The following is a 24,646-nucleotide window of genomic DNA, read 5'->3' on the forward strand; positions in this document are numbered from 1 at the left end:
CGCGCGCTCGGCCACGGGGGCGGCGTCGGGCGCGGCGGCGGAGTCGACAGGGGGAGCCTTCCGTCCGTGCGGACCGGGGGAGGTCGGGGCGGAATCGTCGTGAGCGGTCATCGTGAAGTCTGTGCTCTCAGAGCCGGAGTCGAACGTTGATGCCGGCGCGGAACAGGCCCATGTCCACCGGCGCGCTGGGGGCGATGCTGGCGTCGGGCTGGAAGCGGAACTCGCCGCCGCGCTCTCCAAAAGGAACTTCCACGTAGGCGGCGACCGTCACGTCGCGCAGCCGGGAGGCATTGATGTCCAGGCGCGCCACGTAGGACGGGTCTCCCACGTTGCCCATCACCGTGAGCGTCGTCGTGGGCTCGTAGATGTTGCGCGCGGTGACGGCCACCTGCGCCATGCCGTAGAAGCGGCCGAAGTAGAGCGGCTGGAAGTCACCCACCGCCTGCACCCACGTCAGCAGCTCGCGGTCGTCGCTGCCCAGCTGGTTGTAGAACCCCTCCAGCCGCACCACCGTCTTGAACGTGTCCGCCACGCGCAGCTCCACCTGCGCGCCGCCGCTGGCCTGCACCTGGAGCCCGTCGAGCGCCCGCACCTGGAAGCCCCCCGCCCGCGAGCGCTCCCACGTGGCCACGTCCGCGCCGTGCACCAGCGCAATCTCGGTGTTGAAGTCCAGCCGCCCCAGGCCAATCGAGTAGTCCACGCCGTAGCGGGGCCGCCGGCCCTCCATGAACGAGCCCGAGACCGCCAGCTCGCTGGTGCCCAGCGCCATCTCCGCGCGCACCGCGCCGCCGTAGCGCACGCGGTCCCCGTCCGCCGTCACCTCGTCCAACAGGTCCGCCGTGCCGATGAGCCACAGGTTGGCCGCCATCTCCTCCCACGGCACGTTGACCTTCACCATGTCCACGCCCGGCCTCAAGTCATAGAGGAACAGCGGGTCCGGGTTGCGCGCGCGCAGGAAGTCGGTGGTGTTCCAGATTTTGGAGCTGCCCCACTTGATGTGCTGCCGCCCCGCGGTGATGAAGACGTGGTCGAACAGGCCGAAGTAGATCCACAGCCGGTCCAGGCTCGTCGCGGGCGTGGAGAGCACCGGGTCCAGCGGGTCGTACGCCATGCGGCCCACCGCGAAGCTGCGCAGCCCGTCGAACGGCTTGAAGTCCAGGTACACGTCCAGGAGCGCCGGGAAGAACGGGTCCACTCCCGTGGCCGACGTGCTCGCGCGCCTGGCCCCGGCCACCTCCGCGCGCTGCAGATAGAAGCCGCCCACCGTGAGCAGCTCGGGCACCTTGAGGAACGCGGAGGGGTGCAGCGGGTCCTCCTCGACGGCGTCCTCCGTCACCGGCTGGGGCCCCGCGGTGGGACCTCCCGCCGCGGAGGCGACGCTCGTGCCCGACGCGGCCACGTCATCCACCACCACCGGCCGCAGCGACGTGTCCACGTCCATGGGCGGCGCGGGGCGCGGGGCCGCCGTCTCGCCCTCGATGGTGGGCACCGCCAGCTCCAGGCTCGCCACGGCGGGCTGCGTGGCGGTGGCGGGCTCCGCGAAGGCCTCCACCGTGTTGCCGTCCGCGGTCTCCGTATCGTCCTCGGACGCGGTGCCGGAGGCGGACACCGTGTCGCCTGCCTCCTCCGGGGCCACGGTGCCGGCGGAGGACAGCTCCGGCGGCGGCTCCACGCTCGCGGTGAGCGCGAGCTTGCCTCGCACGGGCTTCTGATACGTCAGCGCGCGCACGTCGCCACCGGCGAAGAACACCGCGAGGCCCCGCGACGGATAATGGAAATACAGCGAGGTGTCCGCCGTGGCCTTCACCACGTAGCAGGGCTTCTTGCTCCAGCCCGTCTTGGGACACGCGGGGCCGAATTGTTTCTCCACCGCGGCGCGCGTGGGCGCGCGGGTGGGGAAGACATCGATGCGCCGCAGCTTGCGCGTGCGTGTATCGACGGTGAAGCGCGCGCGCTGCGTCCCCGCTGGCGAGGACTGCCCCTGATAGTCGAGCACCAGCGCGCCGTCCTCGCGGCGTCTCGCGTCGGGCTCGCCGAACAGGATGCGCAGCTGCGCCTCGGTCGTGACGCCCGGTCTGGCTTTCTTCCAGGGCTCCGCGTGAGCCGTGCCATGAATCAGACACAACATGGCCACGATGCGCACGACAGAGGGGGCAGGGGGCATGGAGGGCCGCAGTCTAGTGGTGTTGTGACACGCGTGGAAACCCACGGTGGGTTGACATTCCCCCGCTCTTCCTCCGAGCATCCACCTCCCCCTGCGTAGTGGAGGCCACCCACATGGCGTCGGAAGAGGCGGTTCAGTCCCCATCCGAAACAGCGGCGAACGCGGTATCCACTCCGAATCCCTCCGAGGCTCCCGAGGCGGTGTCAGCTGCTCCCGAGAAGCTCGATGAGATAGAGGAGATCGACTTCCTCCTCGAGGAGATTGAAAGCAAGATCGCCCCGCTCGCCCTGGCATGAGCACGGCTGGCGAGGTCCGCTCGTACCGGGACACCTTCGTCCCGTACTGGCATCCGGTGGCGTACGCCCATGAGCTTCGGGAAGGCCCCCTGGCCGCCCGGCTCCTGGAGACGGAGCTGGTCCTCTGGCGCACCGCCTCCGGTGTCGCGGCCACCCAACGCTACTGCGCGCACCGCGGAGCAGACCTCTCCGCCGGGACTGTCACACCCCAGGGACTTCGCTGCGCGTTCCATGGATGGACATACGCCCAGAGCGGCTCGTGTGTCCGCATTCCCTCTCAACCCCAGACGCCCGTCCCCGAGCGGGCCCGGGTGAGCCGCTACCTTGCCGCGGAGCGGCATGGGCTCATCTGGGTCTGTCTTTCGCCCGAGCCCGCGGCGCCGCTGCCCGAGTGGCCGGAGCTGGCCGACAGCGCGACGGTGGCCACGGTGCCGCTGCCCCGCCTGGACTGGGACACGTCCGCCGGGCGCATGGTGGAAATCGTCCTGGACGTGGCTCACCTATCGTTCGTTCATGAGGGCACGTTCGGCAATCCGGAGCAGCCCGAGGTGCCGGCGTATGACGTGGAGAAGCTGCCGGACGGGCTGCGCGCGCAGATTGTCTACCCGGCGCTGGCGCCCGCGGTGGGGAGCGCTCCACCCCGGGTGGACCGCACCACGCTCACGTACGAGGTGACGTTCCCCTTCACCGCGCGGCTCACCTTCAAGCCCACGCTCTTCTATCCGCACACCGTCTACGCGGTGGCCTCGCCCTGGTCGGAGGAGAAGATGCAGTGCTTCTACTTCGCCTCGTACCACCCGAGGATCCGCAACTTCGCGGAGCTGTTCGTGAAGTCGGAGTCGGCCATCCTGGAGCAGGACCGCCGCGTCGCGGAGGGGCAGCGCCCGCGCGCGCACCCGCTGGACTTCTCCGGAGAGGTCCCCGTGAAGGCGGACCGGCTCCCCATCGAATACCGCCGGGCCCTCGCGGCCCTGCGCCTGGGCCGTCCTCCGGACGCGCCCGCATTGGACTAGCCACAGGAGTCGCTCGAACGTGAATGCCGGGGGCCGAAGCTGGGAGAGGTGCGTGTCCGTGGTGGCGCTGCTGGTCGCCGTGAGCGGCTGTCGGGAGAAGGACGCGGCCCCCAAGCCGCCGCCGCCCGCCGTCGTCGAGGCGAAGCCCGCCGCGCCTCCCGCCCCCAAGCCCGTGTCCGCCCAGGCCGCGCTCGTGGAGCGGGGCCGCTACCTGGGCGAGTCGGTGCTCGGCTGCGTGGACTGTCACACGCGGCGAGACACGGGCCGCTTCGGTGGACCCCTGTCGGGTCCCCCGCTCGCCGGCGCGTGCTTCGGCCCGGAGTGGGACCTCCCCGGCACGCTGTGCGCGCCCAACATCACCTCCGACCCGGTGCACGGCGTGGGCAGGTGGACCGACGCCCAGCTGCTGCGCACCCTGCGCGAGGGCTACGGCCAGGGCGACCGCACGCTCTTCCCGATGATGCCGTACATGGAGTGGCGCGCCACCCTGTCCGACGGTGACGCGAAGGCCGTCGTCGCGTGGCTGCGCACCGTGCCCGCCGTGGCCCTCCCCACGCCTCCCTCCCAGCTCGCGCCCGAGGTGCTCGCGGACATCAAGGACCTGGCCGGCCCCCTGCCCGGACCCGTGGCCGAGCCCGCCCAGGACGACGTCTCCCGGGGCCGCTACCTGGCCACCAGCGCCCAGTGCGCCTTCTGCCACGCCAGCGCGGACGAGGAGCCCAGGCCCTTCGCCGGAGGCCGCGCCGCCCCCACGCCCCTGGGCGAGGAGCCCGTGCCGTCCCTGCTCCCGGAGGGGCCCATCCTGAAGGACCTGAGCGAGGACGCCTTCGTCGCCCGCTTCACCGCCTTCAAGGACCTGGCCCCCGCCCCCAGCAAGAAGGGCCAGGTCAACAAGCTGTCCATGCCCTGGCGCGCCTTCTCCTCCATGAAGGAGGAGGACCTTCGCGCCGTGTACCGCTTCCTCAAGACCCAGGGCACGGCAACGCAGCGCGCCACGGGCCCATGAATTGGCGCGGCGCTTTCTGAGAAAGTAGGATACACGCCTAGCCCTCCGCTGAACGTCACCGTGCCCTGCGCTGGTGAGCCGCGCTGGACTCGAATCTCATGACCCTGTCCTTCAAGAAGTGCGTCCTGATGCTCCCGGTGCTGGCGGTTGCCTCGGGCTGCAACCTGCTCGACACGTCCGACGTGGAAGGCACGCGTGGCCGTGGTGCGCGAGCGTTCGACCCGTACTCGAGCTCCGCCTCCGGGGCCATCTCGCTGTCCCTGCTCTGGTACAAGGGCTGCGCCATGCTTCCCACGGGTGAGCCCGTGACGAAGGGTGACCTGAACCTGCCGGACTATGGCGCCACCTGCTACAACCTGAACAACGGCTACCCCTCGGAGACGAAGCCCTTCGAGCCGGTGGAGCCCTTCGCCCGGATGATCGTCACGCCGGGGGAGCTGTACTTCCTGCGCGAGTTCTCCGCGATGGACGTGGAGCTGGCGCGCTTCGAGGACCCCAACGACAGGCGCACGCCGGCCGCGTGGATGCGGATGGAGTCGCTCTTCAAGGACCTGGACTGGTCCGGCCTGTCCTCGGGGCGCGACGCGTGGAAGCGCCTGGAGCCGAAGACGTTCCTGCGCGAGACCTTCTACGAGAACGCCGCGTGGATGCTGGCCACGGACGACACGTTCCTCCTGGAGGTGCTGGACGCGGACGGCAACGTGCGCACCAGCATCACGTACTCGCGCCGGGACTTCCTCGCGGAGAGCGCCGTCACGGGCCGCACCCGCGCCAGCTTCACGGTGACGGGCCTGCAGCGCCCGCTGTTCCCCGGAGACCCGACGCCGCGCCGGGCGGAGAACTACGACGCGCTCGAGTTCGCCACGGCGGTGAAGGTGTCGCTCGCCAACTCCACCAACCCGTTCAAGTCCTTCACCATGCCAGACCTGCGGGGCGAGGGCGTCATCCGCCTCACCTGGAGCCAGCTGCCGCTCAAGCCGTTCCTCTTCCCCGTCACCTTCCAGCCCTCCTCGGAGCGGCTCGCGACGTGCTACCAGCTGGGGCCGGACGGGCTGGCCACGGACGTGCCCACGCCGTGCGGCTTCGGCCTCAAGCAGCAGGTGCAGGTGTCGCGCCCCGCCAACGGCACCTTCTTCAACGCCGGTGAGACGGTGGACTTCGTGGTGTCGCTGCAGGACGGCGACGGCCACGGCCTGCACCCGCGCGACTCCATGCCGTCTTACTTCGACTACCTGGGGGAGGGCTCCAACGGCCTGGCCTACTTCAACGAGCAGATGCTGCTGACGTGGCGTGACAGCAGCGCGTCCGAGTCCGGCTTCAAGGTCGTGGGTCCGCTGCAGAACCTGAAGGTGGTCAACGGGGACTATGTGCCCAAGGACTACTTCGCCTATCCGGCCGCGAGCGAGCCGCAGTTCTACGTGCCGCCGGACATCATGGCCGTCGCGGGCGGCATGGCGGTGCGTCCGACGACGCGCTACGCGGTGCCGCTGCCTCCGGACGCGAAGCCCGGCACCTACGCCATCCTGCTCAAGGGGCACCGCAACTACGAGGGTGAGCGGCTCAACCGGTTGGACCCGTTCTTCTTCCAGGTGGGCCAGGCCGCGCCGACCTCGTACCCGGGCCGCATCGGCAACTGCCAGGTGTGCCACAACGGCGTGGGCTCGCTGAGCAACGTGCACCACGGCGTCTCGGTGGACCACGTGGAGACGTGCAAGGTGTGTCACCACGACGACGTGGTGGGGCACGTGTCGGACTTCATCCACCGGCTGCACATCTCGTCGCCGAAGTACGCGCAGAACAAGGGTGACTGCACCCTGTGCCACCTGACGCGCGAGAGCACGCTGCGTCCGAGCATGAACGCGTGCGCGGGCTGCCACCCGGGCACGCACGGCACCGAGTACTTCGACCTGCAGTTCCAGGAGCTCAACTCTCCCCCCAACGCCTTTGGCAACTGCGCCAACGCCTGCCACGTGACGACGGTTCCCGCCGAGCACGTGCTGCCGGCGCGCTGAGCCCTTCGAGGACCGCGATGAAGCTCCGCTCCCTAGCCTCCAGCTTCCTGCTCTTCGCCGCCGCCGGTGGGTGTTCCAGCTCCGACGCGCCCGTCAACATCCCGCCGGACACCGCGCCCGTCGTCGACCTGCCGGCGCGCACGACGAACGTCTCCGGCGTGCTCTACGACCCGGAGGCGTTCCTCGTCGCCTTCATGACGGTGCCCGAGGAGGAGGCCGGCAACGCGCTGCCCGGCCTCTTCGAGGGGCCGTACACCTTCCTGTCCGCCATCATGGGGGGGCAGGTGTCGCTGTCGTCACCGGAGGGCGGCGGCGCGCTGGTGTCGGCGCCGTCGGACTTCGGAGGGACCTGGTCGGTGGTGGGGGCTCCGTCGGGTGAGACGACGGCCTATCTCGCGTCCGCGACGCCTCCCGAGGAGCCGGTGGAGCCGAACCCCGACTTCCCCGTCCCGATGCCGACGACGACGTACTTCCCCACGACGTACGTGCGGCCCATCCTGGCGAGCGTCACGCAGTGCTACGGCCAGGCCGCGGTGCTCGTGGGCAACACGGGCGCGCTGGACGCGGTGGCGCAGGCGATGACGGAGGCGGGCACGCCGACGACGCCCGCGGACCTGTTGGACCCGACGAAGACGGGCGGTGTCGCGCTCCTGTTCGTGCACGACATGAGCTTCCTGGCGGACCTGTTCCAGACGCCGGTGTCCAGCATCGCGGAGGCGTCCGCGGGGCGGCTCTTCCCGCTCGACTGGGCGCCGGTGGAGGAGGCTCCGCTGCCGGGGCAGTCGCCGATGGGCTTCATGGTGCTGCCCGGCTCGGAGAGCTTCCTGGGCTACTTCGCGCTGGTGCTGCCGCCCAACACCACGGAGCCGGTGACGGTGAACCTGGTGGACACCTTCGTGCCGGAGCCGGAGCCGGACCCCGAGGCGCCGCCCCGGCCGTACCTGATTCCGCCGGTCATCGTGGAGCCGCGCCCGGGTGAGGTGAGCGTGTACCGGGCCTTCGGGCAGATTCCGATGCCGCCGGGCGAGGAGCCGCCTCCCGGGGGTGGGCTCGAGGACCCGCCGCCGCCGGAGCCGGAGCCCACGTGGACCTGCTACATCCCGCCTCCGCCCGTGGAGCTGCCCGAGGAACCTGTCGACCCCGAGGGTCCGCCGGCGGAGTAGCGACGAGGGCCCCCAGGCCGTTGGGTCGTGACACGAGGACGCGCTCCGATGTCGAGGAGCCGTCCTCGGTTCGTTTCGTGGGGATGCTTCGGTCGTGAGGGTTCGTGTGTAGGGGCGGTACGTCACGAGAGCACGCGCTCCGACTTCGATGCACCCGGTCTCCGCCTGGTTAGCTCGGATGCCGCGGCCATGAGGCGCGCGCCCGGATGGCGGTAGGCCACGCGAGCATTCGCCCCGAGGTTTCGCGTCCTCGGCTGGAGGAGCGAGCTCGTGGCGGCAGGTGCCCGCCTCGGGCCCCCGCTCAGGTCCCGGGCCGCACGCGCAGCTCGCGGAAGCGGACCGAGGGCTGCCCGAAGGACACGGGCAGCGGGCCATGGTCCAGCTTGCGGCACCCTCGCGTGGCGAAGAGGTTGCGCGCGTCGGCGCCCACCGCATCGATGTGGGCCAGCGCCGTCAGCCCGTTGCCGGAGAGGACGCCGGGGCCCACGCGAGGGCCCGCGCGCCCGTCGCGCACCAGGCGCGCCTCGACGATGTGGAAGCTGAAGTCCCCCGACAGGAGGTTCATGTGCCGCGGCGTGAGGTGCTGCACGAGCAGCCCGTGGCCCACGTCCGCGAGGAGGGACGCCAGGTCGCCTTCATGCGGCTCCACGCGGGTGTGCGCCATGCGTGGCAGGGGCGGGTGACGGAAGTCCACGCGCCGGCCATGACCGTTGGGCTCCAGGCCGAGCGCGCGGGCGCTGCGCGCATCCAGCATGGGCGAGGTGACGATGCCTCCACGCAGCAGGGGCACCGCGCGCGCGGCGTGCCCCTCGTCATCCCACGTGAAGCCGAGCGCACCCTGCGCATCCGTGGGGTCGTCGGACACGTGGACGAAGGGCTCGGCCACGCGCTGTCCCAGTCTGCGCGCGAGGAAGGAGCCGCCGCGCGCGACGACATCGCCCTCCAGGGGATGGCCGCAGACCTCATGGAAGAAGCACGCGGACGCCGCGCCCGGAGGGAAGAGCACGGGCAGCGCATCGTCGGGGCACGGCACGGCGGGAGTCGTCTCCCGGAGCTCACGCACCAGCGTGTCCACCCACGCTTCCAGCGAGGGCAGGGCGGCATGGAGGCGCGTGGCGTCGGGATGCGTGACGCAGCGCCACGCATCGAACCGGGGACCGCCGGCCTCGCCATGGAACGCCTTCACCTCCAGCAAGGCATGGCGCGTGTGGTCCTCCACCATCCGCTCGGGCTGAGCGTGGAGCGTCCAGCGGTCCACCTCACGCAGCGTCACCTCGAGGTGGAGCGCCCCGGCCGCGCGTGCGACGTCCACGAGCCGGCGCACCACGTCCTCACGGAGCGCGGCGCCCTCCGAGAGCCTGGAGGACTCGGCGAGCGGCGCACGTGCCCGTTCGAGCACTTCGGACGGGAGGAGCCCCGGAGCGGGTGTTCCACGAGACAACTCCGTCCACGTGTATTCACCGTGGCTCGGGGGACCTTTGCGGACACAGGCGCCACGCTCGAAGGTGGCGGGCAGAATCCGTGTGCCGGAGCGGAGGTGGAGCACGTCGGAGACTTCGCGCCGCTCCACGAACCAATCCAAGACGAGGGCTCCTTGTGTCAGCGTCGGGGGCGCGCGAGGGAACGCGTCCCTCCGGGTTGTATCACGCTGCGCGCTGCTGGACCGAGACCCCACCCACGCGCACGCGCCGCGAAGATGTCGAGCATGACCTCCGGGCGGCTTCGGCCTCGAGCCTGTCTGGGTGCACCGATTGATTCCGATGAGGCCCGCCAGCCCGTGTCGACAGGGTGCTTCGCAGTGGGCGGGCATCAGGCCGAAGGGCATGACGGCCCCAGGGAGAGGGCCCTCGGTCATGCGCGATGGCGCGCGCCGACTGATTCTGATGGGAGCCTGCGAGCCCCTGAGGCCGGGGCGCTTCGCGGTGAGCAGTTCATCGGGTTGATGCCGCGACGGACTTCGGACAGGTCTCTGCGACGAGCCTGTCTCGGTCTGGCCCTCGGGCTCCGATAGGAGCCGGCCTCCGCCGCTCGCGCGCTTCGTGGCGAGCAAGGTGTCGGGTCGAGAACGGCGATGGACTCCAGCCAGGTTCCCGCGATGAGACTGGCTCGGTCAGTCCCGTGGGCTCCGATGGGAGCCGATCTCCACGGAGAGCGTGCTTCGTGGTGCGCGGGGCCTCCGGTCGAGGGCCGTGGCGGACTTCCGTGATGCATCTGTCTCGGTCTCGTTGGTTGATTCATGATGGGCTTCATCCCGTGATGACGGTGGGCAGGTCGTCAGGTTTCGGATGTGCCGAGCGATGCGAGTCGGGAGTCTGCATGTCGGAGCATGACGAGGACGTGAGGTTGGAAGACGCCAGCCTGGTCTCCACGGGCGGCCTGTCGCCCCAGGACTGGATTGTCCTGGCGCGGGAGGTGATGGACCGTCTGGGCCGCGAGCGTGGCTGGCGGGGCGTGGAGCTCTACCTGCTGTCGTACGACAACCTGTCGCTGGACTACGACGTCGCCTCGAAGACCTTCTCCAGCAGCTCCGGTGGTGCGCTCACCGTCTCGGCCCGGGTCTGGCTCGGGGAGGCCGTGGGCACCGCCATCGATTGCGTGCATGACCGGGCGACCCTGGAGCAGGTGTTGCTGTCCGCGGAGGAGAAGGCTCGCACGGGGTCGACCGGGGGCTTCCCCACGACACCGTCGCCAGGAACCCCCCTGCCCACGGACGCATGGCGCGGGGCGACGGACTTCTCTCGCGCCCACCGGTGCGCCGAACGCATGGTGAAGGACGTGCTGCCCCCCGGCGTCGTCGTGCAGGCCCTGGTGGTGAAGCAGGAATGCACGGGCGCCTTGTCCGTGCGAAGCGACGGCTTCGAGGCGTTCCGTCGGACCCATCAGGAGGTCGCCTTCCTGCGCTGCGAGACCTCTCGCGGCGCGGTGGTGGACGCCGTGCCCCTTTCTTGGGAGGCCTCGAAGGGGAAGGGCGACCTCGAGCCCATCCGCGCCCGGCTGGCCGACGCCGTGGCCGCGCTCGAAGGACCCGCGAAGCAAGCGGACCGCGCGCTCCCGCTCGTGCTGCGGCCCCTGGTCGCGGCGCCGCTCGTCGCGGGGCTCACGTGGCTGTTGCGAGGAGACATCGCCACCGCGACGCCCGCGCTCGTGCGCGCCGTGGGCCGCAAGCTCTTCCCCTCCATCCTGACCGTGGAGGACGACCCGCTGGACCCGCGCGGCCTCCAGCGCCGTCAGCTCGATGACGAAGGCCGGCCCACCCGCGTCCTGCGCCTCGTCGACGAGGGGCGCCTCGTGGGCTTCCTCCACTCGGAGGAGACGGCCGCGCGCCTCGGCGTCGAACCTGGAGGCCGAGGGCTCCGCGACCTCGTGCATCCGGCGACGCCCACGGCCCTCAACTTCTGCGTCCTGCCGCGCGAGGACACCCTGCCCGCCGACTACACGGAGCTGGTGGCGCGCGTGGAGAACTTCTCCACCATGTCCACGCCCGGCATCGTGTCGCTCATCGCGGGAGGCTGGGAGGTCCGCGACGGCCGCCGCGTGCACCGCGTCGAGCCGCTGGAGCTGGAGCTGCCCGTGCTCGAGACGTTCCGCTCCCTGCGCGGCGTGGGCTCGGACCTGGCCTTCTTCCCCTCGGCGGAGGGCTGCGGCACGCCCACCCTGGTCCTCCCTCCGCCGGGAGGCTGAGCCGTCAGCGCCGACGCACGGGCTCGTGGCGCCACACCGCGCGCCACCGCGCCAGCTCATCCAGCAGCGAGCGCACCCCCGCGCGAGGAAACGCACGCGGCGGCAGTCGCCGGAAGAAGTCCTCCTCCAACGTCCCCACCGACACCGGCCTGCCGGAGCTCAGCGTCTCCGTCAGCGCCTCGAGCCGCCGCCGCGCCACCGGCGAAGGGCGCAGCGTCCGCGAAAACCCATTGGCCGCCACCACCACCTGTCCGCCCTCCAGCGGCACGGTGACGATGGGTCGCGCGGGGCTGCCCACCACCGTGTCCTCGGGCGTGAGCGGCGAGAGCCCCCGCGCCTCCGGAGGCGGCCCATCCAGCGCGCCGTTGGTGAGGAAGCGCACCCAGCCCTCGGTGAGCGTGTTGCGCGTCGTGCGCAAGCCCTGTCCGCGCCCCTGCTTGCCGAGCGCGTCGCGCACCGACCTCGGCAGCGCCCAACCCTCGACCCGGGGCAGCTCTCCATGGGACAGCCGCTGCGGCCACGGCTGCTCGGGCGCGCGGTCCAGGAACATGGGCGCGCGGAAGTTGAAGCCCAGCGAGGCGGCGATGGTGAGGCCCTCGCTCGGCTCCGAGCGGTGCCAGTACGACGAGGGCCAGTACATGATGTCGCCCGCGCCGGCCTCCAGGAAGCTCGCCTGCGCCATCACCTGACGCGTGTCCTCCGCGTCGCGCAGCACCACGCCGTGTGGCCGGTCCTTCAGCCCCGGGTCCGCGTGCGGCGCCACCTCCGGTCTGGAGCGCATCGCCTCCAGCGGCCAGAAGCTCATCCGTCGACGCCCCCGGATGACGAAGTAGAAGACGTGCAGGTCATCCTTGTGGATGCCGAAGGGCGTGTGTCGGTAGTTGCCCAGGAACAGCGCGGAGTCCGCGCCCCCCAGCGGCACGCCGAGCGCGCCGTGGACGCCGGACAGGAAGGTGCGCATCTGGAGCCAGTGACTCCAGTGGTGGCTCTGCGTGTTGCTCAGCACCAGCCCGAACCTGCGTCCGTGGAGCAGGTGCTCCATCCGCCGCGCGTACCCGTCGACGTCGCCGTCTTCCGCCAGGGGCAGGTAGCGCGACATCGCCACGGCCGCGAAGACCTCCGGCGGTCCCTCCGCCGTGGCCTCGTGCTCCACGTAGAAGCGCACCGGCAGCATCACCTCGCCCTGGCGGTAGCGCGTGCCCACGTCCACCAGCGCCTCGAAGATTTCGGCGGGCGATGGAAAGTGGCGGGGGAACAGGCTGGGGAAGAGGGTGGGCCCCACGTCCCAGTGCTCGCGGGCGAAGCGCTTCCAGAAGGCCCTGGGCAGGGCGAGGGACGGTTCGACCGGGAGTGCGGCGGAGGCTCGTGCCATGGGTCCGGGGGGATGCGCGAGGAGAAGGCCAGGTGATACTAGCATCCGGCATCCGGGCTCCACGACACGGGGCGCCCGGCCAGGAGAATCGAGCATGGGGAAGGAGTCATCAGTGGCGGCGCGCGTGGACCCTTCGGTGGAGCGCGGCGTCGCGGCCCTGTGGACCGCGAAGCCGACGGAGCTGGTGGGCGAGTCGCGGGTGCTGCGCGCCCTGCCCAGGGTGGAGCTGCGGCGCGTGGGCCCCTTCGTCTTCTGCGACCACTTCGGCCCCGCCCCCGCCACGCCGGGCACCATGTCCGTGCCGCCCCATCCCCACGTGGGACTCCAGACGGTGACGTACCTGTTCTCCGGCGCCATCCGTCACCGCGACTCGGTGGGCTCGGTGCAGGACATCCACCCGGGGGACGTGAACTGGATGACCGCCGGGCGCGGCATCGTCCACGCCGAGGATGTCGACTCGAGCCCCGGCGCCGCCCCGCTGCACGGCCTGCAGACCTGGGTCGCCCTGCCGCGCGAGCACCGCCACACGACGCCGTCCTTCGAGCATGTCCCCGCCTCCAAGCTGCCCCTCGTCGAGCACGAGTGCGCCCGGGTGCGCGTGCTCGCCGGCCGGCTGGGGGACGCCGTGTCCCCCGTGCCCACCTTCCATCCCCTGACGTACCTGGACGTGGAGCTGGAGGCGGGCGCCTCGGTGTCGCTGCCCGTGGAGTCCACGCACGCGCTCGCGCTCTACGTGGCGGACGGGGAGGTGGCCGTGGGCGGGACGACGGTGGAGCGGGGCGTGCTCGCGCACCTGGAGGACGGCGGCGCCGCGCTGGCGCTGCACTCGGTGCGGGGCGGCCGGGCGGTGGTGCTGGGCGGTGAGCCGCTGCCGGACCCGCTGGTCATCTGGTGGAACTTCGTGGTGGACAGCGTGGCCGAGGGCCGCGCGCGGCTGGCGGACTGGGAGGCCGGACGCTTCCCGCCGCTCGCCCCCTGAGCTTCCGGGGTGACAGGCCCTCGCACCCGAGGGCTTCCTTCGCACGACGCGAATCCGGTGCATGCTGCGCGCGCACTCGGGAGGACATGGATGTCGGGTCAGTCGTTGGCGATGAAGCTCTTGGAGGGCGCTCGGGAGTGGGCGAGGCGCCTGCCGTCCCCGCTCTCCGGAGACGTCGCGGTGGACGTGGGCGGCAAGCGGCTGCGGCTGTCCCACGTGCGCGTGGAGACGGTGGTGCGCCAGCTGCTGGTCAAGGCGAAGAACGTGGAGCTGCGCCACTGGGAGGCCCGCCCGGAGCTCTATGACATCCGCCTGTCCGTGAAGGGCTGGAAGGTGCGCGTGGAGACGACGCTGGAGCGCGTGGAGTTCGCCTCGGGGCGCTACCGGCTGTGGCTGCGCACGCCCGGCCGCGTCGAGCTGGAGGAGTCGCGCGGCGCCTCGTCGCTGGTGATGGGCCTGCTGCGCGCGGGGGCCGGCCGCTCCGCGCTGCGCGCCATGGCGGAGCGCCTGTTGCCACCGGGTTTCCGCTGGGATGGTCAGGTGCTCCAGGTGGAGGGCCGCCTGCCTCCGGAGGGCGTGCTGTCCGCGAAGCTCTTCGAGAACGCGTCACTCGCCATGAGCGTCGAGCACGTCGAGGAGGGCCTGTGGCTGGGCGCGGAGGCGTGGCCCGGCCTGGTCGACCTGCTCCAGGCGGTGTTCGGCACGGAGCTGCCGCGCACGCCCCCGGGGATTTGAGCCCCGAGGGCCTGGAGGTCGCTCAGGCCAGCTCGACCTTGAAGCGGTGTCCGTGTGAGCGCTGGAGGCTGGAGCGGATGCGCACCTTGTCCCCGGGCTTCACCTGCACCCGCTCCCGGAACTCCTTCACCAGGAAGCCCCAGCACGTCGCGGGCGCGGTGGGGGAGGTCGACAGCACGGTGTGCTCGTCCATGTGCGCGCGGAAGTAGAGGGCCACGCCGCCCAGGGTGCCGGGCGCGTCCGCCTCGAGCACGGATTCGACGGGCGCCTCGTCCATCGCCTCCGTCAAGTCCTGGTCGAGCCTCACGTCCCGCAGCACGCAGGGCCTGGTGAGCAGCGTCTGCGGCGGGCCTGGCGGCACGTTCATCCCGCCCAGGTCGAAGTTCGGTCCGGCCACGTCGTACGCCTCGCGCAGGCGCTGGAGCACGGGGCGGAAGGACAGGCCGTAGAAGTCGTCGAGGTTCTCCGCCTCGCGCAGCATGCGCTGACCGGAGCTCACCGGCTCGGTCATCTGGACGCCGACGCACATCGCCTCGATGCGATGCGGAATCAGCCGGCCTCCGGGCGCGAGGAACCGCCGCGTCGCGTCCTGCATCGCGGGCAGCAGGTTCTCCCCGAACGGGTCCACGTTGAGCAGCTCATGGACAATCACATTCGCGCGCTCGGGCAGCTCCACGTCCCGGCTGTTGCCGTGGAACAGGGTGATGCGGTCCGCGACGCCATTCTCGGCGTACATCTCCAGCGCCACCTCCGCGATGGCGGACTCGTCGATGGCATAGACATGCCGCGCCCCTGCCTTCGCGGCGAGAATCGCGAGCACGCCCGTCCCCGTTCCGATGTCCAGGACGACCTGGTCCCTGGCGTGCCGGAACAGCGCCGAGCGGTACGCGTGCACGCGGACCGTGTCGTAGAGCATCCGGTGGTGCTCGGTGATGTCCGCCCATCCCCCGGGCCCCATCAGGTAGCGCGAGCTGTCCACCGCCGCGCCCTTCACCGGCACCACCAGCGAGTGCTCGACGAGCGTGTCGAGCGCCTCGGTGAGCTGCTCGCGCGAGAAGGTGCTCGGCTTCGACAGCAGCGCCTCCTTCGGGAGCGCCGCCTGCAGCGAGCCCACCAACCACCACTGCGCGGGGGTGAGCGTCAACGGCGGCTGGGACATGGACCCGATGGCGGTCATCTGCCCCTGCGCGTTCATCATCAACAAGATGGACTGAGATACCCGGAGCTGCTCGGTCGACACGGTGGCCTCGCTCGGTTTCAACCCAATTCTGGGAAAGCGAGGCTGAGTCTGCCTTATCTCGAGGTCCGTCCCATGCGCATTCGCGCGCTACTCATCCTCCGGGACGTTCAGTGCGCGTCGGGCCATGCCCATCGTCACGCCCATGGTGTGGAACGCCAGGCCGATGCCCCAGCCAATCGCGGGCCAGACCACGAACCAGGTGGGGCCGGAGAGGATGTCGATGAGGGTGAGCGCGCCGATGACGATGGTGTAGCTGAGGCCGTGCGTGGCGAGCCCCAGCAGGTCCTTGCGCAGCTTCAGGCGGTCCTCGTTCTTCTTCCCGCGGGTCGCCAGCGCGGCCTCCACGGACGCCTCGCTCAAGCCCATCTCGCGCGCCATGGCGAGCACCTCCTCGCGCGTGAGCTTGCGCTCGTGGGCGCGGCTCTTGAGGGCGTGGGTGCTCGCCTCGCGGATGAGGTCCGCGGCCTCCGCTTCGGTGAAGTGGGTGGGTGGCGACTGGGTTCGGGTCTCGGCCATGGACCGGGGACGTTAGTGCGTCACCCGGGCCCGCGTCGATACGGGGCGCCCGCGCCCGACGGCCTCCGGCTCAGCCCGCCTTCTGCGCGGCCGTCGGCGCCTGGTACGTGCCGGGCAGCGTGCGGGCGGAGATGGCCAGGCGGTTCCAGGCGTTGATGGTGGCCACCGCGCCGGTGAGGTCCGCCAGCTCCTTGTCCGTGAAGTGCGGCTTCACCACCTGGAAGACGGCGTGGGACACGTGGCCCTCCTTCAGGTTCGTCACCGCCTCCGTCCAGGCCAGCGCCGCGCGCTCGCGCTCGGTGTAGTAGGGGCTCTCCTCCCAGGCGTCCAGCCCGTACAGCCGCTGCTCCGACTCGCCGAGGGCGCGCAAGTCCTTCCAGTGCATGTCGATGCAGTAGGCGCACCCGTTGAGCTGCGAGGCGCGCAGCTTGATGAGGTGCAGCAGGCCCGCCTCCAGGCCACACTGGTGCAGGTACTTCTCCAGCCCCATCATCGCGCTGTAGATGCCCGGGGCGAGCTTCGCGATGTCGAAACGCTGCGCTTCCATGATGATTCCTCCGTGGCGAGCGGGACGTCGTGTCCGTTCGTCGATGGGCGTGAAGTAACCGGGCGGCGCCCACGGCGCGAGGGCCACTCGCGCACCCGTCGATGGAGCCACTTCAGCGCAGGGCCCGCGCGAGCAGGCGGACCCCTTCTTCAATCTGGTCCTCGGGCACGCAGGAATAGCCGAGCAGCAGCGCCCCGGGCCCCCGCGACGCGACGCGGAAGGCGGACAGGGGCTGCGTCATCACCCCGGCCTCGATGCCCCGCGCCGCGGCCACCCCGTCGTCCACGCCCGCTGGCAGCCAGCCCACCAGGTGCATGCCCGTGTGCAGGGGCTCGAGCCGCAGCCGTCCGGAGAGCTCGCGCCGGGCCGCCTCCAGCAGCGCCTGCTGCCTGCGCCCGTACAGCACGCGCATGCGGCGCACGTGGCGGCTGAAGTGGCCCTCGTGGAGGAAGTCCGCGAGCACCGCCTGCTCCACCACGGGCGTGTGGGTGTCGATGAACCGCCGCGCCGCGCAGAAGGCTTGCACCAGCGACTCCGGGACGACGAGGTAGCCCACCCGCAGCGCCGGGGACACCACCTTGCTGAACGTGCCGATGTAGATGACGCGCGCGTCCGGCGACAGCCCCTGGAGCGCGGGCAGCGGCCGGCCCTCGTAGCGGAACTCGCTGTCGTAGTCGTCCTCGACAATCCATGCATCCGAGCGCGCCGCCCACGCCAGCAGCGCCCGCCGCCGCGCCGGGCTCATCGCCACGCCCAGGGGGAACTGGTGCGCGGGCGTGACGATGGCCAGCCGCGCGTCCGGCGCCAGCCGCGCGCCCGCCGCCACGTCCAGCCCCTCGTCGTCCACCGGCACGGGCACCAGCGTGGCGCCCGCGGCCACGAGCGCGCCCCGGCTGGCGAAGTAGCCCGGGTCCTCCACCCACGCGGCGTCACCGGGGTCCAGCAGCACCTGCGCCGCCAGGCTCATCGCCTGCTGCGCTCCGTTGACGATGATGACCTGCTCCGGCACGCACCGCACCCCGCGCGAGGTGGCCAGGTAGTCCGCGACGGCGCGGCGCAGCGGCGGGTGCCCTCCGGGGTCCGCGCGCTTGAGCAGGTCCCCCCACGAGCGCCGCCAGCGCGTGTGCAGCAGCCGGCCCCACAAGTCACTCGGGAAGGCGTCCACCGCGGGCGTGCCCATGCGGAAGGCCAGGCGGCTCTCGGGGATGCCCGGCGCGCTGAGCCGCACGTCCGGAAGGCCCGCCACCGCGCTGCCCCGGCGCGAGATTCCCGGCGTGTGCCGGGCCCCGGGCGCCTCCTGCCGGGCGCGCCGCGAGGACTGCAGCCGCTCCGGCAGCTCGCTGGCCACGTACGTGCCCGAGCCCAGGTGGCCGCGCAGATAGCCCTCCGACAAGAGCCGCGAGTACGCGTTGAGCACCGTGTTGCGCGACACGTCCACCTGCTCCGCCAGCGCCCGCGTGGAGAGCAGCCGCGTGCCCGGCCCCAGCCGCCCCGAGACGATGGCCGAGCGCAGCGCCTCCACCAGCTGCGTCTGCAGCGAAGCGCCCGTGGAGCCGTCCAGCACCACCGACGTGGCCGCCATCACCGGAGGCCGCTTGCGCGCGCGACGCCGAGCGGGCTTGCCGCCGCGAGGCGCGGGCTTCGCGGACGTCATCGCGCCCGCTCCCACCCGGCGCTGGAGCCCGGGCCGGGCCGGGTCCAGGGGAATTCACCGGGGTGATGTCCTGAATCACGAGCCATCACTGTTGGAAACGCGCGCAAGCGGGCTAGGTGGGGGGCGTAGCGCCCATCCAACGAGGGAAGGGGGAGCGTCATGTTCGGGGTGCCCTGGTTCCACTTCATCGTCGCGCCACCGCGCGCGAGAATCGAGGGAATGCGTGAGCGCCTCTTGCGCGCCGCCGAATCCCTGCTGCGCGAGGAGGGCCCCCAGGCGTTGACGCTGGAGGCCGTGGCCCGACGCGCCCACGCGGGCCGGGGTGCCCCGCGCTACCACTTCGGCGGGCGACAGGGGCTCCTGGAGGCGTTGGCCGCCCGTCAACACCCCCGCGTCCAGGGGCGACGTCGAGTGCCCCACACTGTGCGTTGAAGACGCTGTCGGCCCCTCGTCACTTCGAGGGCGGACCCGGCGTTTCGCCTGTCTGCCTGGATGCTTCGTCCAAGCGTCCCACATGTCCCGTCCGCGCGCGCGCCTTACCTTCCGAGATGCGGCGGACCGGAGGGGCGACCATTAAGCTGAAACGAGAATTGTTCGGGGTGCCCGTGCGTTCTTCCGCGCGGGGTTGGGGTCGGTGGGTTTTTTCGAGGTCACCCGGGAGATGACAGGGGCCTCCTATCAGGCTAAGGGCAGTTCCGCTCCCCAGGTTCGGGGGGCAGGGCGGCCTTGGATGCCGCGAGAAGAAAGAAGACGCATATGGCGACTGGTTCCGTGAAGTGGTTCAACGACGCGAAGGGCTTTGGCTTCATCGCGCAGGACAATGGCGGCCCTGACGTGTTCTGCCACCACACCGCCATCCAGGCGGACGGGTTCCGGACCCTGGCCGAGGGTCAGAAGGTGGAGTTCGAGGTTACGAAGGGCCCCAAGGGGCTGCAGGCGTCCAACGTTCGTCCCATCTGAGCGCGTCGCCTGGTAACCCGTGGCCCGGTCTCCTCGCGAGGGGCCGGGCCTTTACTTTCAGGAGGGAGGCGGCATGCAAGGAAGGTCGACGAAGCGCCAGAAGGAGCAGGCGCGCAAGCAGCATCAGCAGGAGAAGGACGTCAAGCGCGAGGAGCGCAAGCGCCTGAAGGCCGAGAAGGGACCCCGCCAGCCTGGCGACGTGGACCCCGACATCGCGGACATCGTTCCGGGGCCGCAGCCGCAAGTGGAGTACTGAGTCGTGGTCTCCCCATCGAGGCCCACCACGCGTCTTCGTGGTGGGCCTTGTCGTGTCCGGAGCTGAAGTGTCCTGGGGGCAATCGCTCACTGGTGGATGATCGCCCCCTCGCCCCGTCGACACGCCCTCCGGGTGTGGGCTACGCGTCCACTCCCGTGCCACGTTCCGGGCACGCGGCGACGTCCGACGTCGCGACAGGGAGGATGCCGAGTATGGCGACGGGTACCGTGAAGTGGTTCAACGACTCGAAGGGCTTTGGCTTCATCGCGCAGGACGATGGGGGCGCCGACGTGTTCTGCCACCACACCGCCATCCAGTCGGAGGGGCACCGCACCCTGCGGGACGGGCAGAAGGTGGAGTTCGACGTCACCAAGGGCCCCAAGGGGCTGCAGGCCGCCAACGTCCGCGCGCTGGACTGAAAGCGCGCCGCTCGCCCGCGCGGCCGTGCAATCGCACGTGGGGTGGGAGCGTAGGTGGGAGGTCCTCCCCAACGCTTCCTCCGGCGCCCCATGCTGCGAATCTCCGCTGTCTCCAAGTCCTACCCCAACGGCGTCCAGGCCCTGCGCGGCATCGACCTGGACATCGAGCGGGGGCTGTTCGGCCTGCTCGGGCCCAACGGCGCCGGCAAGTCCTCGCTGATGCGCATCCTCGCGACGCTGCAGGCGCCGGACGCGGGGCAGGTGACGTTCGACGGGCTGGATGTGCTCGCCCACCCGGAGGCGCACCGCCGTCACCTGGGCTACCTGCCCCAGGACTTCGGCGTGTACCCGGGCGTGAGCGCGGTGGAGCTGTTGGACCACCTGGGCCTGCTCAAGGGCCTGTCGCACGCGAAGGCGCGCCGTGAGCAGGTGGACGCGCTGCTGCACCTGACGAACCTGTACGCCCACCGCAAGAAGGCCGTCAGCGGCTTCTCCGGCGGCATGCGGCAGCGCTTCGGCATCGCCCAGGCGCTGCTGGGCGACCCCCGGCTGCTCATCGTGGACGAGCCCACCGCGGGCCTGGACCCGGAGGAGCGCCAGCGCTTCCACAACCTGCTGGGCGAGGTGGGGGAGAACGTCGTCGTGCTGCTCTCCACGCACATCGTCGAGGACGTGCGCCAGCTGTGCCCGCGCATGGCCATCCTGTCGGAGGGGCGGGTGCTGTGCGAGGGCGCGCCCGAGGCGCTGGTGGCGTCCCTGGAGGGGCGGGTGTGGCGCAAGACGGTGGAGAAGGCGGCGGTGGAGCGCTACCGCGCGGACTTCCCGGTGCTGTCCACGCAGCTGAGGGCCGGGCGCACGCGCGTGCACGTGCTGGCGGACGCGCGACCGGAGGAGGGCTTCGAGCCGGTGACTCCGGACCTCGAGGACGTCTACTTCTCCACGCTGTCCGCCCGGCGCGCGGCGTGAGGGAGGCGGGCATGCTCGGCGGAATCCTCCACTTCGAGTGGCGCCACCAGACGCGCCAGGCCGTCTTCTTCGCGGCGGCGGCGGCCTTCGTCGCGCTCGCGTTCCTCTTCGTCGCCACCGGCTACGGAGGCGACAACCTCCACGTCAATTCGCCGCACAGCGTGGCGCAGTCCCTGGGGCTGTTGTCGCTGACGTCGCTCTTCGTGCTGGGCATCTTCTGCGCGAACACCGTGCAGCGCGACGCCGAGCACGGCATGACGGAGCTCATCTACACCACGTCCGTGCGCAAGCGGGACTACCTGCTGGGCCGGTTCCTGGGCGCGACGCTGGCGACGCTCGCGGTGTTCGGCGTGGCGACGCTCGCGCTGATGGCGGCGCCCTTCCTGGTGTCGCTCGCGCCCGAGCGGGTGGGGCCGGTGGGCGTGGGCCGCTACCTGTGGCCGCTCGTCGTGCTGGTGCTGCCCAACATCGTCTTCGCCGCGTCGCTGCTGTTCGCCGTCTCCGCGCTGTCGCGCAGCACGCTGGCGACGTACGTGGGCGGCATCCTCGTCTACGCGGTGTACGTGGTGGGCTCCATGTGGGCGGACTCGCCGCTGATGGCGGGGACGTCGCCCCAGACGCCGGAGGCCCTGGCGCGCGCCGCGTTGCTGGACCCGTTCGGCCTGTCCGCCTTCTTCGAGCAGACGCGCTACTGGACGGAGGCCGAGCGCAACACCCGCCTCTTCGCGCTGGAGGGCCACCTGCTGTGGAACCGGCTGCTGTGGCTGGGCGTCGCGGCGTGTGTGCTGGGCTGGGTGCACGCGCGCTTCTCCTTCCGCAGGTCCGCGGTGAAGCGCCGGCCCGACGCGAGCGCGGATGAGCTCTCCCGTGGGGCGCCGTCCACGTACCGGCCCGTCGAGGTGCGTGAGGCTTCCTGGTGGGCGGCGCTCGTCTCCGCGACGCGGCTGGAGCTGCGGCACGTGCTCGGAAGCTGGCCGTTCCTGGCGCTGCTGGTGCTGTGGCTCTTCATCGTCGGCATGGAGGTCGTGACGGGCGCGGGCCGGGGCGAGTACGGCACCCTTCGCATCCCCACCACGGGCCGGGTGGTGGAGCACCTCTGGACGCCCCTGTCGCAGCTGGGCACGTTGGTGCTCATCTACTTCGGCGCGGAGCTGGCGTGGCGCGAGCGCATGGCGCGCTTCGACGCGCTGCTCGACGCGACGCCCGTGTCGAGCGCGGTGTTCGTCGCCTCCAAGCTGCTGGCGTTGGTGGCGCTGGTGGGCGTGCTGACGGGGGCGCCCATCCTGCTGGGCATGGCGTTCCAGCTGTCGCGGGGCGTGACGGCGCTGGAGCCGGGGCTGTACCTGTCCTCGTTCTACTTCGCGGGGCTGCCGCTGGTGCTCTTCGCGGTGGCGGTGCTGTTCCTGCAGGCGGTGAGCCCGCATCGGTATGTCGGCATGGTGCTGAGCCTGGCCCTGGCCATCGTCTCGAGCCAGGGCGCGGGCTGGGGCCTGGAGCATCCGCTGACGCGCTTCGCGGCGGCGCCGGGCGTGGTGCACACGGACCTCAACGGGCTGGGGCCCATGGCGGGCTCGTTCACCGCCTTCATGGTGTACTGGAGCGCCTTCGCCGTGGTGCTGGCGCTCGTCACCTGGGGCCTGTGGCGGCGCGGCCTGGGCTTCTGCCTGCTCGCGCGCCTGCGGAGTGTTCCGGCGCGGTGGGGCAGGGGCGGGTGGCTCGCGGCGGGCGTCGCGGGGGGCGTGCTGGTGCTGATGGGCGGCGTCATCCTGCGGGACACGGTGCTCCAGGGGACGTACGAGTCGCGCGAGGCCTCACGCGACTGGAAGGAGGCGTACGAGCGCACGTACAAGGTGCACGAGGCGCTCCCGGTGCCGAGCATCACCGCGGTGACGGCGAAGGTGGACCTCTTCCCCCAGGAGGCGCGCTACCGCGTCACGGGCAGCTACCGGCTGGAGAACCGCACCCGGGAGCCCATCGACACGCTGTGGGTCGCGGTGCCCCGGTCCGCGCGGCCCGTGTCGCTGGCGCTGCGCGGCGCGGAGCAGGTGTCCCACGACGAGCGCTTCGGCATGGTCCGCTTCGCGCTGTCGCCCGCGCTGCCACCGGGCGGCGTGTCCGAGCTGTCGTTCGACGTCACCCGGGAGGAGCGGGGCGTGAGGGCGACGGACTTCGAGCTGTCGCTGGTGGAGAACGGCACCTTCCTGCGCAACACGGAGGTGTTCCCCTCGCTGGGCTACCGCCGCACGTATGAGCTGGGCAACGCGGCCGAGCGGCGGGCGCGGGGCCTGCCGGAGCAGCCGAGGCTGCCGAGGCTGGACGAGCGCGGCGCCGTGCCCCTTCCGGTGGAGCAGGGCTGGCACACGCTGGACCTCACCGTGTCCACGGACGGGGACCAGACGGCGGTCGCGCCGGGCGCGCTGCGACGCGAGTGGACCGAGGCGGGCCGGCGCCACTTCCACTTCGTGGAGGCGCGGCCGATGACGCCGATGTTCGCCATCGTCTCCGCCCGCTACGCGGTGGAGCGGACGCGGCACCAGGGCGTGGACGTGGAGGTGTACTACCACCCGTCGCACCCCTACAACGTGAAGGCCATCCAGGCGGCGGTGACACGCTCGCTGGACGACTTCGGCGCGCGCTTCCAGCGCTACCCTGACGCTCAGCTGCGCGTGGTGGAGATTCCTTCGTACTGGGACTTCGGCGCGCTGGCCCTGCGGCAGGTCATCTACTTCGTGGAGGACCGGGGCTTCCTCACGGACATGGGGCGCGAGGACGACGCGGTGGACCTGGTGACGCGGCGCACGGCGCACGAGGTCGCCCACCAGTGGTTCGGCCACCTGCTGGACCCGGCTCCCGTCGAGGGCGCGACGATGCTGGTGGAGTCGCTGACGAAGTACGCCGAGCAGCGGGTGCTGGCGGGACAGGACGGTGAGCGCTCGCTGTTGCCGGTGCTCGCGTTCGACAGGGACCGCTATCTCTCCGGCCGGGGCGAGGAGGCGGAGGCCGAGCCGCCGCTCTACAAGGGCGCGGGCCAGTCCTACCTCTACTACGGCAAGGGCGCGCTGGTGATGAACGCGCTGCGCGACCTGCTGGGCGAATCGCGGCTGGACGCGGCGCTGCGCCACCTGCTGGCCTCGCAGACGCGCGAGAACACGCTGACGACGTTGGATTTGCTGGCCGCGCTGCACGCCCAGGCGTCCGCCGAGCAGCGCGTCCTCATCGACCAGTGGATGAAGGAGGTCGTCCTCTACGACTTGAAGGTGGAGTCGGCCACCGTGGAGGCGCTGGAGGACGGGCGCTTCCGGGTGACGGCGCGCGTGGCCACGGCCAAGCACGCGCGGCGCGGGAGCGAGGATGTGCCCCTGCCCATGGACGAGGTGCTCGAGCTCGCGGTCTACCGTGGCTCGCCGCGCGACGGCGCCGTGGAGGACGTCCCGCTGCGCGTGGAGCGCCACCGCTTCCAGGGCCCGTCCACGGAGGTGGCCTTCATCGTGGAGGAGCGCCCCGCGTACGTGGGCGTGGACCCGGGCTTCCTGCGCATCGAGCGGGAGCGCGGGGACAACTTCCGGAAGCTGACGCCCCGGGTAGAGGCGTCAGCGTCCCGTTAGCGCGCCTCTTCCGGCGGCCCAGCGCCAGCATGGCCCGGGCCGCCGTGACGAGCGGCGCGCCG

At 71.4% G+C, this 24,646-nt stretch carries 21 protein-coding genes; 14 read left to right on the forward strand and 7 right to left on the reverse strand.

The genetic code is table 11. From position 1 onward, the window contains the following. Positions 1-127 precede the first annotated feature (127 nt). Positions 128-2,164: a hypothetical protein gene (locus AC6JA9_RS09815; protein ID WP_497959555.1), complete on the reverse strand. Its 2,037-nt coding sequence runs from the start codon at positions 2,162-2,164 to the stop codon at positions 128-130. A gap of 113 nt (positions 2,165-2,277) precedes the next feature. On the opposite strand from AC6JA9_RS09815, the gene AC6JA9_RS09820 reads away from it, so the two are divergent. From AC6JA9_RS09820 to AC6JA9_RS09840, 5 genes are all read left to right on the forward strand, one after another. Further along, positions 2,278-2,460, forward strand: a complete 183-nt coding sequence (locus tag AC6JA9_RS09820) for a Xan family putative trans-acting RiPP leader peptide (RefSeq protein ID WP_046711779.1) — start codon at positions 2,278-2,280, stop codon at positions 2,458-2,460. Further along, a complete protein-coding gene (locus AC6JA9_RS09825) occupies positions 2,457-3,473 on the forward strand; it encodes a Rieske 2Fe-2S domain-containing protein (protein ID WP_223784552.1) in 1,017 nt (338 codons plus the stop codon). Before AC6JA9_RS09820 ends, AC6JA9_RS09825 begins: the two co-directional genes overlap by 4 nt. 52 nt (positions 3,474-3,525) lie before the next feature. After that, entirely contained in the window at positions 3,526-4,479 is a 954-nt protein-coding gene (locus tag AC6JA9_RS09830) for a c-type cytochrome (RefSeq protein WP_497959556.1), read from the forward strand. A 98-nt stretch (positions 4,480-4,577) separates the two neighbouring features. Continuing rightward, complete coding sequence (locus AC6JA9_RS09835) at positions 4,578-6,491, forward strand: hypothetical protein (protein ID WP_223784554.1); 1,914 nt, start codon at positions 4,578-4,580, stop codon at positions 6,489-6,491. Positions 6,492-6,508: 17 nt separating this feature from the next. Beyond that, a complete protein-coding gene (locus AC6JA9_RS09840; RefSeq protein WP_223784555.1) occupies positions 6,509-7,654 on the forward strand; it encodes a hypothetical protein in 1,146 nt (381 codons plus the stop codon). A 301-nt stretch (positions 7,655-7,955) separates the two neighbouring features. Here AC6JA9_RS09840 and AC6JA9_RS09845 read toward each other — a convergent pair whose 3' ends face one another. Next, a complete protein-coding gene (locus tag AC6JA9_RS09845; protein WP_408891431.1) occupies positions 7,956-9,236 on the reverse strand; it encodes a TldD/PmbA family protein in 1,281 nt (426 codons plus the stop codon). A 734-nt stretch (positions 9,237-9,970) separates the two neighbouring features. Here AC6JA9_RS09845 and AC6JA9_RS09850 point away from each other — a divergent pair. Then, a complete protein-coding gene (locus tag AC6JA9_RS09850; RefSeq protein WP_497959557.1) occupies positions 9,971-11,335 on the forward strand; it encodes a metallopeptidase TldD-related protein in 1,365 nt (454 codons plus the stop codon). 4 nt (positions 11,336-11,339) lie between these two features. Here AC6JA9_RS09850 and AC6JA9_RS09855 read toward each other — a convergent pair whose 3' ends face one another. Beyond that, positions 11,340-12,707, reverse strand: coding sequence for a cupin-like domain-containing protein (locus AC6JA9_RS09855; RefSeq protein ID WP_223784558.1), 1,368 nt, complete (start codon positions 12,705-12,707; stop codon positions 11,340-11,342). Positions 12,708-12,801: 94 nt separating this feature from the next. Here AC6JA9_RS09855 and AC6JA9_RS09860 point away from each other — a divergent pair, with 94 nt between their 5' ends. Beyond that, positions 12,802-13,686: a pirin family protein gene (locus AC6JA9_RS09860; protein WP_497959558.1), complete on the forward strand. Its 885-nt coding sequence runs from the start codon at positions 12,802-12,804 to the stop codon at positions 13,684-13,686. 90 nt (positions 13,687-13,776) lie between these two features. After that, positions 13,777-14,421, forward strand: a complete 645-nt coding sequence (locus tag AC6JA9_RS09865; RefSeq protein WP_248544050.1) for a hypothetical protein — start codon at positions 13,777-13,779, stop codon at positions 14,419-14,421. 22 nt (positions 14,422-14,443) lie between these two features. Here AC6JA9_RS09865 and AC6JA9_RS09870 read toward each other — a convergent pair whose 3' ends face one another. From AC6JA9_RS09870 to pdxR, 4 genes are all read right to left on the reverse strand, one after another. After that, on the reverse strand, positions 14,444-15,661 hold the full coding sequence (locus AC6JA9_RS09870) for a 50S ribosomal protein L11 methyltransferase (RefSeq protein WP_141332408.1): 1,218 nt from the start codon (positions 15,659-15,661) through the stop codon (positions 14,444-14,446). An 87-nt stretch (positions 15,662-15,748) separates the two neighbouring features. Continuing rightward, on the reverse strand, positions 15,749-16,177 hold the full coding sequence (locus AC6JA9_RS09875) for a 2TM domain-containing protein (protein WP_141332409.1): 429 nt from the start codon (positions 16,175-16,177) through the stop codon (positions 15,749-15,751). A 70-nt stretch (positions 16,178-16,247) separates the two neighbouring features. Further along, positions 16,248-16,724, reverse strand: coding sequence for a carboxymuconolactone decarboxylase family protein (locus AC6JA9_RS09880; RefSeq protein ID WP_497959559.1), 477 nt, complete (start codon positions 16,722-16,724; stop codon positions 16,248-16,250). Between the two features lie 112 nt (positions 16,725-16,836). Next, a complete protein-coding gene (pdxR, locus tag AC6JA9_RS09885; protein ID WP_497959560.1) occupies positions 16,837-18,378 on the reverse strand; it encodes a MocR-like pyridoxine biosynthesis transcription factor PdxR in 1,542 nt (513 codons plus the stop codon). A gap of 159 nt (positions 18,379-18,537) precedes the next feature. Here pdxR and AC6JA9_RS09890 point away from each other — a divergent pair, with 159 nt between their 5' ends. From AC6JA9_RS09890 to AC6JA9_RS09915, 6 genes are all read left to right on the forward strand, one after another. Further along, positions 18,538-18,810, forward strand: a complete 273-nt coding sequence (locus tag AC6JA9_RS09890; RefSeq protein ID WP_223747934.1) for a helix-turn-helix domain-containing protein — start codon at positions 18,538-18,540, stop codon at positions 18,808-18,810. A 324-nt stretch (positions 18,811-19,134) separates the two neighbouring features. Then, complete coding sequence (locus AC6JA9_RS09895; RefSeq protein WP_141332411.1) at positions 19,135-19,338, forward strand: cold-shock protein; 204 nt, start codon at positions 19,135-19,137, stop codon at positions 19,336-19,338. Between the two features lie 73 nt (positions 19,339-19,411). Next, positions 19,412-19,594: a hypothetical protein gene (locus AC6JA9_RS09900; RefSeq protein WP_141332412.1), complete on the forward strand. Its 183-nt coding sequence runs from the start codon at positions 19,412-19,414 to the stop codon at positions 19,592-19,594. Between the two features lie 212 nt (positions 19,595-19,806). Continuing rightward, entirely contained in the window at positions 19,807-20,013 is a 207-nt protein-coding gene (locus AC6JA9_RS09905; protein ID WP_141332413.1) for a cold-shock protein, read from the forward strand. Positions 20,014-20,103: 90 nt separating this feature from the next. Continuing rightward, the gene (locus AC6JA9_RS09910; RefSeq protein WP_141332414.1) at positions 20,104-20,979 is read left to right on the forward strand and encodes an ABC transporter ATP-binding protein; all 876 of its coding nucleotides are present in this window, start codon (positions 20,104-20,106) and stop codon (positions 20,977-20,979) included. Between the two features lie 11 nt (positions 20,980-20,990). Further along, entirely contained in the window at positions 20,991-24,584 is a 3,594-nt protein-coding gene (locus AC6JA9_RS09915; protein WP_497959561.1) for an ABC transporter permease/M1 family aminopeptidase, read from the forward strand. The last annotated feature ends 62 nt before the right edge of the window (positions 24,585-24,646 follow it).

The organism is Myxococcus sp. MH1 (genome assembly GCF_059738865.1).